The organism is Comamonas sp. F1-6 (assembly GCF_039581415.1).
GTDB classification, from domain to species: Bacteria; Pseudomonadota; Gammaproteobacteria; order Burkholderiales; family Burkholderiaceae_C; genus Comamonas; species Comamonas thiooxydans.
Genome location: NZ_JBCPWN010000012.1, coordinates 70,369 through 85,774, shown reverse-complemented (window position 1 = coordinate 85,774; position 15,406 = coordinate 70,369). Strand labels below are relative to the sequence as shown.

Genomic DNA, 15,406 nt, shown 5'->3' with positions numbered 1-15,406 from the left:
TTCTCGGGCTTGTCCGCGTTCTCTGCGGGCGCGGCAAGTCTGATCTGTTTGCTTCACCATCATGCGTCTCTCTCATCCTCAAAAACCATTTCACGCCTCGCGCTCCCGGGTCATCGGCTCTGCGTTGCTGATGATTGCCTTGAGCTGTGCAAAACCCTCTGCTGCCGAGGAAACAAAAGCGCAATCTGCTTTTGAAAGCTCAGCCACTGTGCAGGCTGACAGCAAGTCTTCCCTGACCGGCTCGCTGAGCCTGATCAGTGACTACCGCTTTCGCGGCATCTCGCAGACCTGGCAAGGTGCGGCCGTGCAGGGCGCAGTGGAACTGGCCTTGCCCAAGGGCTTTTATCTGGGCACGTCGCTGTCCAATGTCTCTACCAACAGCTACGGCCGGGGCCAGGGGCTGGAGCACGATATCTATGGTGGCTGGCGCGGCGAGCTCGTACCTGACTGGTTGCTGGATGCCGGGCTTTTGCAGTACCGCTATCCCGGCGCACGCCTGGGCGCAAGCGATGGCAGCAGCAAACGCTTTGGCACCACCGAGCTCTATCTGGGGGCGACTCATGGTGGTCTGAGCATCAAATGGTCCGTGGCACTGACGCCTTATTTCGGCCTGGGCGAGAGTACCGCCGGCTCGGCGTTCGCCACTGCGCTGCAGCCTGCAGGCAGCAGTCGCGGCAGCCAGTATCTGGATCTGAACTATCAGCATCCGCTGGGCGATCTCGCCACCTTGGGCCTGCATGGCGGCTATACCTGGGTGCGCAATTACAGCGATGTTTCCTATGCCGACTGGCGCATCTCGCTATCCAGGGCCTGGGGGCCGTGGACTGCATCGCTTGCGTACGCGGGTACCTCGGCCGATGCCCGCTACTACAGCGCCGTCAACAGTCGTGGCCAATGGCGTGATCTGGCACGCAGCGGCTGGCTGCTGGGCCTGAGTGCCGGGTTCTGACCGGACTTGAGTGATACGCTGATCGCCTGATGCCTTCATCCACACCATCATCCGCCGCGCAGCGCCCCGACCCCGACGCGCTGGTCGCTCAACTGCAGGCAGATCGGCAGCGCGCCCATCTCGGCAAGCTGCGCATCTACTTTGGCTCCAATGCCGGAGTGGGCAAGACCTATTCCATGCTGGCGGCTGCGCAGCGCGAGCGGCAGGCAGGGCGCAAGGTTCTGGTGGGGCTGGTGGAGACGCATGGCCGCGCCGAGACCGAGCAGCAGCTGCACGACCTGGAGCTGCTGCCGCGGCGCACGCTGGTCTACCAGGGCAGGCAGCTGGACGAGTTCGACCTCGATGTAGCTCTGGCACGCCGCCCGGAGGTGCTGCTGCTCGACGAGCTGGCACACAGCAATGTGAGCGGCTCGCGCCATCCCAAGCGCTGGCAGGATGTGCAGGAGCTGCTGGAGGCGGGTATCGAGGTGTGGACCACGCTCAACGTTCAGCATCTGGAAAGCCTGAACGATGTGGTGGGCGGCATTGTGGGCATACAGGTCCATGAGACCGTTCCCGACCATATCTTTGACGATGCCGACGAGGTCATCGTGGTCGACATCCCGCCAGAGGAACTGCTCAAGCGCCTCAAGTCGGGCAAGGTCTACCCGCTGGAGCAGGCCGAGCGGGCCTCGCGCAATTTCTTTCGCCAGGGCAATTTGCTGGCGCTGCGCGAGCTGGCCTTGCGCCGCACGGCCGATCGTGTCGATGAAGACATGCGCGACTACCGCCGCGAGCGCTCCATCGGCGATGTCTGGCCCACGCGCGAGCGCCTGCTGGTGGGCGTGGGCGGCCGCGCCGGTGACGATGCCCTGGTGCGCCAGGTGGCACGCCTGGCAAGGCGGCTGGAGGCCGACTGGGTGGTGGTCTATGTGGATGCGCCGGAGCGCCAGCATCGGCCTCGGGCAGCGCAGGAGGCCGTGCTCAAGACCCTGGCGCTGGCTGCGCGTCTGGGCGCGGAAACGGCCACCATCCCCGGTGCCCATGTGGCCCAGGCTCTGGTGGACTTTGCGCGTGAGCGCAATGCCAGTCATCTGGTGCTGGCGCGTGTGCATGAACCTTTGAGCCGCTGGCTGCGCTGGCGTGCCTCCAGCCTGTCCGAACAGATCGCTGCGCTGGATCCAGGCCTGGACGTGCTGCTGCTGTCCGTCAAGCAAAGCAAGAATGACAGCACCTTGCGATTGCCGGCGGCGCGTGAAAAGAACATTCCGTGGAAGGGCTATGCGGGTGTGACCCTGGCTTGCCTGGCCGCTACAGCGGTGGCAGAGCTGCTGCTGCGAGTGTTCGACCCGGCCAATGTGGTCATGCTTTTCCTGCTGGTGGTGGTGCTGTCAGCCGTGCGCTGGGGACGCGGCCCCGGAGCATGGGCGGCCCTGCTGTCGGTGCTGCTGTTCGATTTCTACTTTGTGCCGCCGCGCAACTCCTTCAGCGTCAACGATACGCAATACCTGTTCACCTTCAGCCTGATGCTGGGTGTGGCCCTGGTCTGCGGCCAGCTGACGGCGCGGCTGCGCCACGAGGCGCGCGTGGCAGCAGAGCGCGAAAGGCGGGCCGGCGCGCTGGCCAGGCTGGCGCGTGACCTGTCGGGTGCGCTGACGCAGGAGCAGGTCACGCAGATCGCGCTGACCACGATTTCAGGCGTTTTCGATGCCCAGACCGGGCTGCTGGTGCCCGATGCCGATGAGCGCTTGCAGCTGGCGCCTGGCAGCGAAGCTCAGATCGACACCAGCGTGGGTCGCTGGAGCATGGAGCATGGCCAGATGGCCGGCCATGGAACCGATACCCTGGCAGCTGCGCCGGCACTTTATGTGCCACTGATGGCGCCCGTGCGCTCGCGCGGCGTGCTGGTACTACAGTTGCGTGCGCCGCAACGATTGCGAGTGCCAGAGGAGCGCCGTCTGCTTGAAGCCTGTGCCAGCCAGATTGCCCTGGCATTGGAGCGTGTGCATTTTGTGGAGGTGGCGCAGCAGACCCAGATCGCCATGGAGGGCGAGCGCATGCGCAACACCTTGCTCTCGGCCGTCTCGCATGATCTGCGCACGCCGCTGACGGGCATCCTGGGCGCGGCCCAGGCGGCCTTGCCACATGCGCCGCAGGGGCCGGCGCATCACATGCTGGTTCAGATCCGCAATCAGGCGCAGGCGCTGCAGCAACTGGTGGACAACCTGCTGGCCATGGCGCGTCTGCAGCAAGGCGGCGTGCAGCTCAAGCGCGAATGGCTGCCGGTGGACGAACTGGTGGGCAGCGCGCTGGCGCAGATGCGCGAGCGACTGGCCGCTCATGCGCTGCAGACCTCGCTGCCGGCCGATCTGCCCTTGCTGCAGCTCGATGCCGTGCTGATGGAGCGTGTGCTGGTCAATCTGCTGGACAACGCCATCAAGTACACGCCCGAAGGCACGACGATCACCGTGGCAGCCAGCGTGGCCGACGGCGACTGCGTGCTGAGCGTGCAGGACGCGGGGCCGGGCCTGCCCGTGCATCTGTCTGCTGAGCAACTGTTCGAGCCGTTCACGCGTGGGCAGGCGGAGAGTGCCGTGTTCGGCATGGGGCTCGGCCTGGCGCTGGCTCAGCGCATCGTGCAAGCCCATGGCGGCAGATTGCGGGTTGCACAGGCAGAGCCCGGGCCGGGCACCATTTTCAGCGTACACCTGCCTGTGCCCGAGCAGCCGGCCATGGACGAATGAGCCGACAATCCCGTGCATCACATGCAAATCCGAACATGACAAGCGCCGCACCCCGCATTTTGCTGATTGAAGACGACGCCAGCATCCGCCGCTTTGTGCGCCTGGCATTGGAGGACGAAGGCTGGCAGGTGTTCGAGTCAGAAACCGCCAGGCGCGGCCTGATCGAGGCCGCCAGCCGCCAGCCCGACGCCGTGGTGCTGGACCTGGGGCTGCCCGATGCCGATGGCAAGACCGTGATTGCCGAGTTGCGCGCCTGGAGCCAGTTGCCGATTCTTGTCCTGTCCGCGCGCGAGCGGGAAGAGGACAAGGTGGCGGCGCTGGACGCCGGGGCCGATGACTACCTGACCAAGCCCTTTGGCGTGCCCGAGCTGCTGGCCAGGCTGCGCGTGATGCTGCGCCGCCGCCAGCAGGCGTCGGCGTCAGACAAGCCCGGCAGCTGTGCGCGTTTCGGCGCGGTGGTGGTGGATCTGGCGGCGCACGATGTCAGGCGCGACGGAGTGGCCGTGCACCTGACGCCCATAGAGTTCCGCCTGCTGGCGGCCCTGATTGCCGGCCATGGCAAGGTGCTGACCCACCGCCAGCTGTTGCTGCAGGTCTGGGGCGCTGAATATCTGGACCGCCCCCACTATCTGCGCGTGCACATGGCCAATCTGCGCCAGAAGATAGAGCTCGATCCGGCCCAGCCCCGGCATCTGGTAACCGAGTTGCAAGTCGGTTATCGCTTGGTGGGCCTCGAAGGCTGATTCCTTTATAATCGCCGTCCATCCGAGGAGCGTTGCAGCGTTCCCCCGGCCAGCCATGAGCTGGTCTGCGCGGGGCGTGAGGCTCGGATTTCATCCCGCAACGACGCTCGCCCACGCTTTCTGTGCGGTGAGCCGGTTTATTCCCCCTCTGCTGCAGAACGTGGTTTTTCATTCAAGATTTGGAGAAAACCATGAACGCTGCCGTGCGCTTCAACCCCGCTGATTCGGCCATTACCGATATTTCCCTGGCTGCCTGGGGCCGCAAGGAAATCAGGATCGCCGAAACCGAAATGCCCGGTCTGATGGCTGTGCGTGAAGAGTTCGCCGCTGCCCAGCCCCTGAAGGGCGCGCGCATCACGGGCTCGCTGCACATGACCATCCAGACCGCCGTGCTGATCGAGACGCTGACGGCACTGGGCGCACAAGTGCGCTGGGCCTCGTGCAACATCTTCTCGACCCAGGATCACGCAGCTGCCGCCATCGCCGAAACCGGCGTGCCTGTCTACGCCATCAAGGGCGAGTCGCTGGAAGACTACTGGAACTACACCCACTCCATCTTTGAATTCGGCGCTGCCGGCACCGAAGGCGAAGGCCCCAACATGATCCTGGACGACGGCGGCGACGCCACCATGCTCATGCACCTGGGCAAGCGCGCCGAGAAGGACCTGTCCGTGCTGGCCAACCCCGGTTCGGAAGAAGAACGCATCGTCTTCGCCGCCATCAAGGCCAAGCTGGCCGTGGACCCCACCTGGTACAGCCGCAAGTCGGCCCAGATCATGGGCGTGACCGAAGAGACCACCACCGGCGTGCACCGCCTCAACGAAATGTCGGCCAAGGGCACGCTGCTGTTCCGCGCCATCAACGTCAACGACTCGGTGACCAAGTCCAAGTTCGACAACCTGTACGGCTGCCGCGAATCGCTGGTGGACGGCATCAAGCGCGCCACCGACGTGATGATCGCCGGCAAGGTGGCCTGCGTGGCCGGCTATGGCGACGTGGGCAAGGGCTCGGCCCAGGCGCTGCGCGCACTGTCGGCCCAGGTCTGGGTGACCGAGATCGACCCCATCAACGCCCTGCAGGCCGCGATGGAAGGCTACAAGGTCGTGACCATGGAATACGCTGCCGACAAGGCCGATATCTTCGTGACCACCACCGGCAACAAGGACATCATCCGTCACGAGCACATGGTTGCCATGAAGGATCAGGCCATCGTCTGCAACATCGGTCACTTCGACAACGAAATCGATGTGGCTTCGATCGAGAAGTACAAGTGGGAAGAAGTGAAGCCCCAGGTGGATCAGATCGAGTTCCCCGACGGCAAGAAGATCACCTTGCTGGCCAAGGGCCGTCTGGTGAACCTGGGCTGCGCCACCGGCCACCCCAGCTTTGTGATGTCCAACTCCTTCGCCAACCAGACCCTGGCGCAGATCGAGCTGTTCACCCGCCCCGACGCCTACGAAGTGGGCAAGGTTTATGTGCTGCCCAAGATCCTGGACGAAAAGGTCGCCCGCCTGCACCTGAAGAAGGTCGGCGCCATGCTGACCGAACTGAGCGACGAGCAGGCCGCTTATATCGGCGTGAGCAAGCAAGGCCCTTACAAGCCTGAAACGTATCGCTATTAACTCCCCCTTAGGCGCTTTGCGCCTTCCCCCTCTCTGGCTTCGCCGGAGGGGGACGACAGCCTCGCTGGGGCAGTCCTCGCTGCGAGGCGGCTCTTGCTCGCTGTCCCTTGTTTGGTGTGCGCCAGTATTGAGGCTGTGTTGATTTATTTGATAGCTTCTTGCGCTTGTCGTATCTTGATTTCAGATGAATTTCTGTCTGAAATTAAGACAGGGTAAGCGCAGGCAGCTATAAAAAAACAGATTATCTTGCCTGCAGCGTATGGCTGCGGTTGATTTCAAAGGAAGCGACGCTATGCGCGCAGATGTTTTTTTGGTTGAAGCAGGTCATGCTGCCACCCGTTCCCAGGCCCAGCGCCTGATTGCCTCGGGTGTGGAGTGGCGCCTGACGCCGCTGGCGCCATGGAAGAAAGTGGCCAAGAACGGCGATGACATTCCTGCCGGTGCCGAGCTGCAGTTGCTGGACGCCGCCGAGGCCAAATACATCTCGCGCGGCGGGCTCAAGCTCGAGGGCGCGCTGGCCGCGACCGGCCTCAGCGTCAAGGGCTTGCGCTGCCTGGACGTGGGGCAGAGCACGGGCGGCTTCACCGATTGCCTGCTGCAGGCCGGTGCGACCCAGGTCATCGGCCTCGACGTGGGCCACGGCCAGCTGCACGAGCGCCTGAAAAATGACGAACGCGTGGTCTGCGTCGAGGGCTTCAACGCCCGCGCGCTGACGCCCGAGCTGCTGGAGAAGGCTTGCGACGAGGCGCTGTGCGAAGTCATCGAGGAAGAAGAGGACAACGACACCCAGCCCATCGCTCCCTATGCCTGGATGCGCAACGGCGGTCAGGTCGATGAAGACTATGACGACAGCGACGATGCCAAGGAACAGGATGTCGAGAGCTTCAAGGCCGAGCGCGCCGCCAAGGCCAAGGCCCGGGCCGAAGGTCTGGCTCCGGTGGAGTTGCGCCGCAAGCCCGGCACCGAAAATATCGACATCAGCCCGGCTTTCGATTTCGTGACCGGCGATCTGTCCTTCATCTCGCTGACCCTGGTGCTGCCTGCCGTGGTACAGCTGCTCAAGCCCCATGGCCAGCTGCTGATGCTGGTCAAGCCCCAGTTCGAGCTGCAGCCCGGCCAGATCGGCAAGGGCGGCATCGTGCGCGACACGGCCTTGTACGCCGAGGTCGAAAAACGCATTCGCGACTGCCTCGGAGATCTGGGGCTGAGCGTCAAGCAGTGGCTGGACTCGTCCATTGAAGGCGGCGACGGCAATCACGAATTCTTTGTCTGGGCGCAGCAGGGCGCCGAAGTCAAGGCTCCGGCCCCCGCTGCTGCCGACGAGGCCGCTGCGGCCAGGCCGGCCGTCAAGGCAGCCGCCAAGCGCCCTTCGCGTGCCGATATCAAGGCCCAGCGCGCCAAGCAGGAGCTGTATGAAGACCCCGAGGTGGCCAGCTTCGGCCAACCCGGCCCGGCCCGCAGCAAGCAGAAAAAGCGCAACGAACGTTGAGCGTTGAGTAAAAAGCGTGGCGGGTGCCGAGCCTTCTACGCCCGCACATGATCCAGGATTCAGAGACATAGACCGCCATGAGCTTTCCCGTCAGCTTCGAGTTTTTCCCCACCAAGACGCCCGAGGGCGCTGCCAAGCATGTGGGCGTGCGCCAGGCCCTGTATGCGCGCAAGCCCGAGTTCTGCTCCGTGACCTATGGCGCGGGCGGCTCCACTCAGGCCGGCACCTTCACCATGGTGCGCGACATTCAGAACGAGGGTGTGGGCGCGGCCTCGCACTTCTCCTGCATCGGCGCCACGCATGAAAAAGTGCGCGCCGAGCTGAACGAACTCAAGGCCATGGGCGTCAAGCGCATCGTCGCCTTGCGCGGCGACCTGCCCAGCGGCTACGGCCTGGGCGGCGAGTTCCAGTACGCCAGCGATCTGGTGGCTTTCGTGCGCCAGGAGTTCGGCGACTGGTTTCACATCGAAGTGGCCGCCTATCCCGAAACTCACCCCCAAGCAAAGTCCCCTCGCAGCGATCTGGACGCATTTGTTGCTAAAGTGCGCTCTGGTGCAGATTCCGCCATCACGCAATACTTCTACAATGCCGACGCATACATGCGCTTTGTCGATGAGGTGAGGGCCCTGGGGCTCGACGTGCCGGTCGTGCCAGGAATCATGCCTATTACCAGCTCTACGCAGCTGATGCGCTTCTCGGATGCATGTGGTGCCGAGATTCCGCGCTGGATTCGTCTGCGTCTGCAGGCGTTCGGAGATGACACCGCTTCCATTCGTGCGTTCGGTCTGGATGTCGTGACTCATCTATGCGAGCAGTTGCGCAGCCAGGGTGCTCCCGGGCTGCACTTCTATACGATGAACCAGAGCGTCGCCACTCTGGAGATCTGCGACCGTCTGGGCCTGTAAGCCAAAAGCTTGCCGGCCGCGAGGCGGCCGGTCTTGGGCGGCTCTCACTTGAGCTTTCAAGGAGATTGCGCCCGTGCAACCGAAATTTTGGCGCTTGCGTTGTTGTCAGTGGATAGGTCTTGCCGTCGTCACCGCGACCATGGCCGGCTGTGCTCCGCTGCAGGAAAAGTCCGAGGAACAGCCCCCCGTCGTTCAGAGCCAGCCTCGAAAAAAGGGCGCGCAGCCCACGGTCTCCGGCCCCCTGCTGCCCGACGCCTATGCGCGCAGCAACTATCGCGACAAAGGCCTGGGCGTCAAGGCCAACAAGCCTGCGGATGCCGACAAGGCAGACCTGCCCGAAGACAGCAGCAAGTACGAGCTGAGCCCTCCGCGAGAAAGCGACCAGGAGGGCCTGGCCTCCTGGTATGGCGGGCAGTTCCACGGCCGCAAGACGGCCAGCGGCGAGCGCTTTGACAGCATGGACATGACGGCAGCGCACAAGACCCTGCCTTTCGGAACGCGCGTTTGCGTGCGCAGCTCCGTGACCGGCAAGAGCGTGGTGGTGCGTATCAATGACCGCGGCCCCTTTGCGCCAGGTCGCATCATCGACCTGAGCAAGGCCGCGGCCCAGGAGCTGGGCATGCTGGGCCTGGGCATCAAGCCCGTGGAGCTGTGGCAGCTGGACGCCGATGAGGACGAGTGCCCGGCCACGCTCAATGCTTCGGGCAAGAAGCGCCATCCCAGTGTGGCGCAGGGCGCTTCCGCCTCCAAGACGCGCGCGGCGTCCGCGAATCAGCCCGCGCGCAAGGTCTCCCAGACCGCCAAGCGCAAGCGCTGAATCATTGTTGCTGTTGAAGGGGGGCTGCCAGTGAAGCTGGCGCGCCCGGACTGCAGAGGGCCGGCAAGGGCCGGCCTACAGCCGCGCAGTTAGCCGCCAGACTCCAGCGTAAAGCCTGCATTGCTGTCCTGACCCAGCAGCTTGACCAGCTGCGGCATGGCGGGCTTGAGCTGATCCTTGAGATTAAACGGCGGGTTGATCAGAAACATGCCGCTGGCAGGCAGGCCGCCGCGTTCTGAGGTCTTGTTGCTCTTGACCGTGAGCGTTGCATGCAGCCAGCTCTTGCCGGCCTTGGTTGCCATGGTCTTGAGCCGCTTGGGCAGATCGTGGGCCTCGGGGCGCGGGATGATGGGGTACCAGACGGCGTAAGTGCCTGTGGGAAAGCGCTTGAGACCGTCCGCCGCCATGTCCAGCACGCGGCCGTAGTCGGTCTTCAATTCGTAGCTCGGATCGCAGAGCAGCAAGGCGCGGCGCGATGGCGGAGGCAGGAATTTCTTCACGCCTTCGAAACCATCCTCGTGCAGGATGGCGACCTGGCGCCTGACTTCCAGCTGGGCCATGTTGCCGGTCAGAGAGCGCATGTCCGTGGGGTGCAGTTCAAAGGCCTTGAGACGGTCATGACCGCGCAGCAGCGCCTGGGTGATGAAGGGCGAGCCGGGATAGTTGCGGATGGCATTGCCCTGGTTGAAGCGACGCACCATCTGAAGATAGTCCTGCAGCACCGGGGCCAGCTCGGCCTCCTTGGCGGCAGCCAAGCGCAGCACGCCTTCCTCGGCCTCGCCGCTCTTGCTGGCGTAGTCGCCGTCCAGGCGGTACAGGCCGGCGCCGCCGTGGGTGTCGAGCACCGTCAGCGCAGCCTCTTTTTGCGTGAGGTATTGCACGGTGGCAATCAGAACGGTGTGCTTGAGCACATCGGCGTGATTGCCTGCATGGAAGGCGTGGCGGTAACTGAACATAGAAATGGATGGTAACCAGCAGGGCAAGAGGGGAACAGCACTTTTTACCCTGTGGTCTTTAAAGGCTGTCGGCGCCTGGATGCAGAGGGAGAAACAGGCACTAGGGGCTGTTTCACAACAGGCTGCTGCACGAAAACACGCAGATTCTGGCGTTTTTGTATAATGGCGGGCTTCGCAGCGATTTTATGGTTCCCGCGGCGAAGGCTTGGGCCAAGTTTAAATTGGTCCGAGTAACCCCGCCTAAGAGGCTTCCTTTAAAAGACCTGTCTTTTTCAAGAAGAAGCACCGACCGCGGAAAAGGGACCGCCAAACCTTCTTGAAAGAGAAAACTCATGTCTACATTCAGCGCAAAGCCCGCTGAGGTGCAACACGAGTGGTTTGTGATTGACGCCACCGATAAGGTGCTCGGACGTGTCGCCAGCGAAGTGGCACTCCGTCTGCGCGGCAAGCACAAGGCCATTTACACACCTCACGTTGACACCGGTGACTACATCGTCATCATCAACGCCTCCAAGCTCAAGGTCACTGGTACCAAGAACCTGGACAAGGTGTACTACCGTCACTCCGGTTTCCCCGGCGGCATCACTGCCACCAACTTCCGCGACCTGCAAGCCAAGTTCCCTGGCCGTGCTCTCGAGAAGGCCGTCAAGGGCATGCTGCCCAAGGGTCCTCTGGGCTACGCCATGATCAAGAAGCTGAAGGTTTACGGCGGTGCTGAGCACCCCCATACCGCACAGCAGCCTAAGGCTCTGGAAATCTAAGGAGACCTAGATGATTGGTGATTGGAACAATGGCACAGGCCGTCGCAAGTCCAGCGTCGCTCGCGTGTTTCTGAAGAAGGGCTCCGGCAAGATTACTGTGAATGGCAAGGACATTCAGCAGTACTTTGGTCGCGAAACCTCCATCATGATCGCAAAGCAACCCCTGGTTCTGACTGAGAACCTGGAGACTTTCGACATTCAAGTGAACGTCCATGGCGGCGGCGAATCCGGTCAAGCCGGTGCAACCCGTCACGGCATCACCCGTGCCCTGATCGACTATGACGCAGCTCTGAAGCCTGCACTGAGCCAAGCCGGCTTCGTGACTCGCGACGCTCGTGAAGTCGAACGTAAGAAGGTCGGTCTGCACTCCGCACGCCGCGCCAAGCAGTTCTCGAAGCGTTAATCCGTTTCCCCTGCAGAAAGGGCTCTTCGGAGTCCTTTCACGAAAAAACCGCCTCGAATGCAAGTTCCTGGCGGTTTTTTCATGGGCGGCTTGCGCCTTGTCCAGCGCTTGCGCAAAGCCCCCACTTGCACTGGCGACAAAGAGATACGGCCGGTATTCCCGAGCCCCTTGCTGTACCATTTCAGGCAATTAAGAAACTACGGAGTAATGCCATGAGCGCCGTTGCTGAAACCACGACCACCGAAATGCCTTCCCCCATCGTCTTCACCGACAGCGCTGCTGCCAAGGTGGCCGACCTGATTGCCGAAGAAGGCAATCCCGATCTGAAGCTGCGCGTTTTTGTGCAAGGTGGTGGCTGCTCCGGTTTTCAGTACGGTTTCACCTTCGACGAGATCACCAACGACGACGACACCACCATGACCAAGAACGGTGTCTCGCTGCTGATCGACTCCATGAGCTATCAATACCTGGTGGGCGCCGAGATCGACTACAAGGAAGACCTGCAAGGCGCTCAGTTCGTGATCAAGAACCCCAATGCCTCGACCACCTGCGGCTGTGGCTCCAGCTTCTCGGTCTGAGTAAAATGATTGTTTGCGCACCGGCCGCTCTGGTCTGGCGTTCGCATATTGCTTAAGCCGCTGCTTGTCAGCGGCTTTTTTGTTGCCTTGCCGCCTCGTTCCGGAGCTGCCCATGGGTGAGATGCCCACCGCGCACCATAGTGCCCCCCATAAAGAAAGACTGCTGTGGCTGGTGGCCATAGGCTTTTTCATGCAGTCGCTGGACGCGACCATTCTCAACACGGCGTTGCCGGCCATGGCGACCGAGCTGGGCGAGAGCCCGATGAAGATGCAGTCCGTCATCGTGGCCTATGCGCTGACCACGGCCATGCTGATCCCGGCCACGGGCTGGGTGGCCGACCGCTTTGGCACGCGGCGCGTCTACGGCTGGGCGATAGGCCTGTTTGTGCTGGGCTCGGTGTTGTGCGCACTCTCGCCCAGTCTGCCGTTTCTGATCGCGGCACGCGTGGTGCAGGGCGTGGGCGGCGCCATGATGCTGCCCGTGGGGCGGCTGGCCGTGCTGCGTACCTATCCGCGTGGTGAGTTCATTCGTGCCATGAGCTTCATCGCCATTCCGGGCCAGGTCGGGCCGTTGCTGGGGCCTACCCTGGGCGGCTGGATGGTGGAGTACGCCAGCTGGCACTGGATCTTCTGGATCAATGTGCCTGTGGGACTGATAGGGCTGTGGGCCACCTGGCGCTGGTTTCCGCGCAGTGCACCCGTGCCCGTGCACCGCTTTGACGGCAAGGGCTATGCCATGCTGGCCTTCGGCATGGTTGCCATTTCCATCGCGCTGGACGGCCTGTCCGGCATGGGGCTGGGCATGGCGCTGGTGGTGGTGCTCATGGTGTTCGGCCTGGCCAGTCTGGCCAGCTACTGGATGCATGCGCTGCGCGTGGATGAGCCGCTGTTTGCGCCGGGCCTGTTCAAGGTGCGCTCGCTGCGCGTGGGCCTGCTGGGCAATCTGTTCACCCGCTTTGGCAGCGGTGCCGCTCCGTTTCTGATCCCGCTGATGCTGCAGGTCGGCCTCAAGATGTCGCCCATGAACGCGGGCCTGATGATGCTGGCCACCGTCACCGGCAGCATGCTGGTCAAGCGCATTGCCGTGCGCACGGTGCAGCGCTTTGGCTACAAGCGCGTGCTGCAGGTCAATTCGGTGATGCTGGCGGTGATGCTGGCCTCCTTCGGGCTGGTGGTGCCGGGAACGCCGGTCTGGCTGCTGCTGGTGCAGCTGTTCATCTTCGGCGGCTTCAACTCCATGCAGTTCTCGGCCATGAATTCGGTCACGCTCAAGGACATGGAGGGCGAGTCTGCGAGCAGCGGCAACAGCCTGCTGTCCATGGTGCAGATGCTGGCCATGAGCATGGGCGTGGCACTGGCCGGAGCCCTGCTGACGGGCTTCAGCGATATGTGGCCGACGCACAGCGACGAGCGCATGCAGGCCATTCGCGCCACCTTTGTGACGGTGGCATTGATGACGCTGGCGGCGACGCTGGTGTTCAGCCAGCTCGATGCCGACGAGCCTGTGCGCCCAGCTCCGGATGGTGGTGACGCCTGAAAATTTGATAGCTTATAGCGCTTGTAAATAAAAGATTTCAGATTGTTTTTATTCTGAAGTCGTTTATTAAAAGGCACTATTAGCTATTGATAGGGGAGCGCGACTCGACCCCCGCTTCCTGGGACTTACCCGTAGGTAACCGGGTTTTGTACGGGTTCACCCTTGATTTTGGTCACGGATATATGACGCGCTACATAGCCCCTATGAGCGCGTCTGTATGAGAAGCTGCCCATGCAGGCGTAGCCTTCGATCTTGACGAATGCTGCGTTTGGAATGCATCTTGCATGCAGGCATTCAATCTCACCCTGTCCCACGATCATGAGCACCAGTCAGAACTCTCAACCGATACGCTTCTTCCACCGCGGCGAGGTGGTGGAAGTGCAAGGCCCGCACCCCACACGCTCCGTGCTCCAATGGCTGCGCGAGGATGCCCATTGCACCGGCACCAAGGAAGGCTGCAACGAAGGCGACTGCGGTGCCTGCACGGTAGTCATAGGCGAGCTCGCCGAAGCCGGCGATACCGAGGCCGTCAACGGCCTGCGCCTGCAGACCGTCAATGCCTGCATTCAGTTTCTGCCCAGCCTGCATGGCAAGGCCTTGTTCACGGTGGAAGACCTCAAGAGCCAGTGCGCGGGCAAGTCTGCCTGCGCCGGCAAGCCCGCAGGCCCGCAAAGCCTGCATCCGGTACAGCAGGCCATGGTGGAGTGCCATGGTTCGCAATGCGGCTTCTGCACGCCCGGCATCGTGATGACGCTGTGGTCGGCCTATGAGCATCATCAGCAGCAGGGCAGCGAGCCCACGCGTCAGCAACTGGCCGACGAACTCTCGGGCAATCTGTGCCGCTGCACGGGCTACCGCCCGATTCTCGATGCCGGTCAGCGCATGTTCGATCTGCCTGCCGTGCGTCTGGATACGGCGCCCGTGGTGGCTGCACTGCAAGGCCTGCAGGCCGGCAATGCAGGGCTGAACTATGCGGCGCCCCAGGGCCTGCGCACCGACTTCTTCCATGCTCCGCGCACGCTGGCGGATCTGGCCAGCCTGTGCGAGGCCAAGCCCAAGGCGCGCATCGTGGCAGGCTCCACCGATGTGGGACTCTGGGTCAACAAGCAGTTCCGCGATCTGGGCGACATGATTTACGTCGGCGACGTGGCCGAGATGAAGCGCATCGAGGTGCGGCCCGACGCCGAGGGCGGCGAGCTGTACATCGGCGCCGGGGCTTCGCTGGAATCGGCATGGAGCGCGTTGGTGCAGCGCTGGCCCAGTCTGACCGATGTCTGGCTGCGCTTTGCTTCCACGCCCATCCGCCATGCAGGAACCATGGGCGGCAATGTGGCCAATGGTTCGCCTATCGGCGATTCGCCGCCGGTGCTGATGGCGCTGGATGCCCAGATCGAGCTGCGCAAGGGCGAGCGCGTGCGCCGCATGCCTCTGACGGATTTCTATCTGGACTATATGAAGAACCAGCTGGAGCCTGGCGAGTTCGTGCAGGCCCTGGCTGTGCCGCTGGCGGCCATGCAGCGCCAGGTGCGCGGCTACAAGATCAGCAAGCGCTTCGACTGCGATATCTCGGCCCTGTGCGCCGGCTTTGCCATCGAGCTCGATGGCGAGACCGTTCAATCCATCAGGCTGGCTTTTGGCGGCATGGCCGCCACGGTCAAAAGAGCTGCTGCAGCCGAAGCGGCCCTGCTGGGCAAGCCCTGGAGCCTTGAAAACGTGAAGGCCGCGCAGGCCGCGCTGGCCCGGGATTTCAAGCCCATGAGCGATATGCGCGCCAGCGCCGATTACCGCCTCAAGGTGGCGCAGAACCTGATCCAGCGTCTGTGGCTGGAAACGCGCGCCGATCAGCCGCAGGGCACTGATGCGACCAGTGTCTGGAGCGTGATGCCCCACGTCGTTCCCGCTGCCGTGGAGCAAGGAGTCTGA

The 15,406-nt window shown here is 63.0% G+C and carries 13 protein-coding genes and 1 riboswitch; of the genes, 12 read left to right on the top strand and 1 reads right to left on the bottom strand.

Annotated features, from left to right (window positions below):
- The first annotated feature begins 61 nt into the window (after positions 1–61).
- The 7 genes from AAIL66_RS13925 to AAIL66_RS13895 all read left to right on the top strand — a co-directional run bounded on the left by AAIL66_RS13925 (position 62) and on the right by AAIL66_RS13895 (position 9,248).
- Entirely contained in the window at positions 62–949 is an 888-nt protein-coding gene (locus AAIL66_RS13925; protein ID WP_343496974.1) for a TorF family putative porin, read from the top strand.
- 29 nt (positions 950–978) lie between these two features.
- The gene (locus AAIL66_RS13920; protein ID WP_343496973.1) at positions 979–3,672 is read left to right on the top strand and encodes a sensor histidine kinase KdpD; all 2,694 of its coding nucleotides are present in this window, start codon (positions 979–981) and stop codon (positions 3,670–3,672) included.
- A gap of 35 nt (positions 3,673–3,707) precedes the next feature.
- Positions 3,708–4,415: a response regulator gene (locus AAIL66_RS13915; protein WP_343496972.1), complete on the top strand. Its 708-nt coding sequence runs from the start codon at positions 3,708–3,710 to the stop codon at positions 4,413–4,415.
- An 18-nt stretch (positions 4,416–4,433) separates the two neighbouring features.
- A riboswitch (S-adenosyl-L-homocysteine riboswitch) is annotated at positions 4,434–4,531 on the top strand.
- Between the two features lie 75 nt (positions 4,532–4,606).
- The gene (ahcY, locus tag AAIL66_RS13910; RefSeq protein WP_054074378.1) at positions 4,607–6,037 is read left to right on the top strand and encodes an adenosylhomocysteinase; all 1,431 of its coding nucleotides are present in this window, start codon (positions 4,607–4,609) and stop codon (positions 6,035–6,037) included.
- A 292-nt stretch (positions 6,038–6,329) separates the two neighbouring features.
- Positions 6,330–7,526, top strand: coding sequence for a TlyA family RNA methyltransferase (locus AAIL66_RS13905; RefSeq protein WP_034357192.1), 1,197 nt, complete (start codon positions 6,330–6,332; stop codon positions 7,524–7,526).
- Between the two features lie 77 nt (positions 7,527–7,603).
- Positions 7,604–8,431 (top strand): methylenetetrahydrofolate reductase [NAD(P)H], encoded by an 828-nt coding sequence (gene metF, locus AAIL66_RS13900; protein ID WP_343496971.1) that lies wholly within the window; start codon positions 7,604–7,606, stop codon positions 8,429–8,431.
- Between the two features lie 139 nt (positions 8,432–8,570).
- Entirely contained in the window at positions 8,571–9,248 is a 678-nt protein-coding gene (locus AAIL66_RS13895) for a septal ring lytic transglycosylase RlpA family protein (RefSeq protein WP_034379253.1), read from the top strand.
- 89 nt (positions 9,249–9,337) lie between these two features.
- Here AAIL66_RS13895 and rlmJ read toward each other — a convergent pair whose 3' ends face one another.
- The gene (gene rlmJ / locus AAIL66_RS13890) at positions 9,338–10,204 is read right to left on the bottom strand and encodes a 23S rRNA (adenine(2030)-N(6))-methyltransferase RlmJ (protein ID WP_012836927.1); all 867 of its coding nucleotides are present in this window, start codon (positions 10,202–10,204) and stop codon (positions 9,338–9,340) included.
- Between the two features lie 332 nt (positions 10,205–10,536).
- Between rlmJ and rplM the strand changes: the two genes are divergently transcribed.
- The 5 genes from rplM to xdhA all read left to right on the top strand — a co-directional run bounded on the left by rplM (position 10,537) and on the right by xdhA (position 15,406).
- Positions 10,537–10,965, top strand: a complete 429-nt coding sequence (gene rplM, locus AAIL66_RS13885; RefSeq protein ID WP_003059004.1) for a 50S ribosomal protein L13 — start codon at positions 10,537–10,539, stop codon at positions 10,963–10,965.
- A 10-nt stretch (positions 10,966–10,975) separates the two neighbouring features.
- Complete coding sequence (rpsI, locus tag AAIL66_RS13880) at positions 10,976–11,368, top strand: 30S ribosomal protein S9 (protein ID WP_003059002.1); 393 nt, start codon at positions 10,976–10,978, stop codon at positions 11,366–11,368.
- A 212-nt stretch (positions 11,369–11,580) separates the two neighbouring features.
- A complete protein-coding gene (gene erpA, locus AAIL66_RS13875) occupies positions 11,581–11,946 on the top strand; it encodes an iron-sulfur cluster insertion protein ErpA (RefSeq protein ID WP_003059000.1) in 366 nt (121 codons plus the stop codon).
- Between the two features lie 64 nt (positions 11,947–12,010).
- A complete protein-coding gene (mdtD, locus tag AAIL66_RS13870) occupies positions 12,011–13,483 on the top strand; it encodes a multidrug transporter subunit MdtD (protein WP_122974800.1) in 1,473 nt (490 codons plus the stop codon).
- A 318-nt stretch (positions 13,484–13,801) separates the two neighbouring features.
- Positions 13,802–15,406 (top strand): xanthine dehydrogenase small subunit, encoded by a 1,605-nt coding sequence (gene xdhA / locus AAIL66_RS13865; RefSeq protein WP_343496970.1) that lies wholly within the window; start codon positions 13,802–13,804, stop codon positions 15,404–15,406.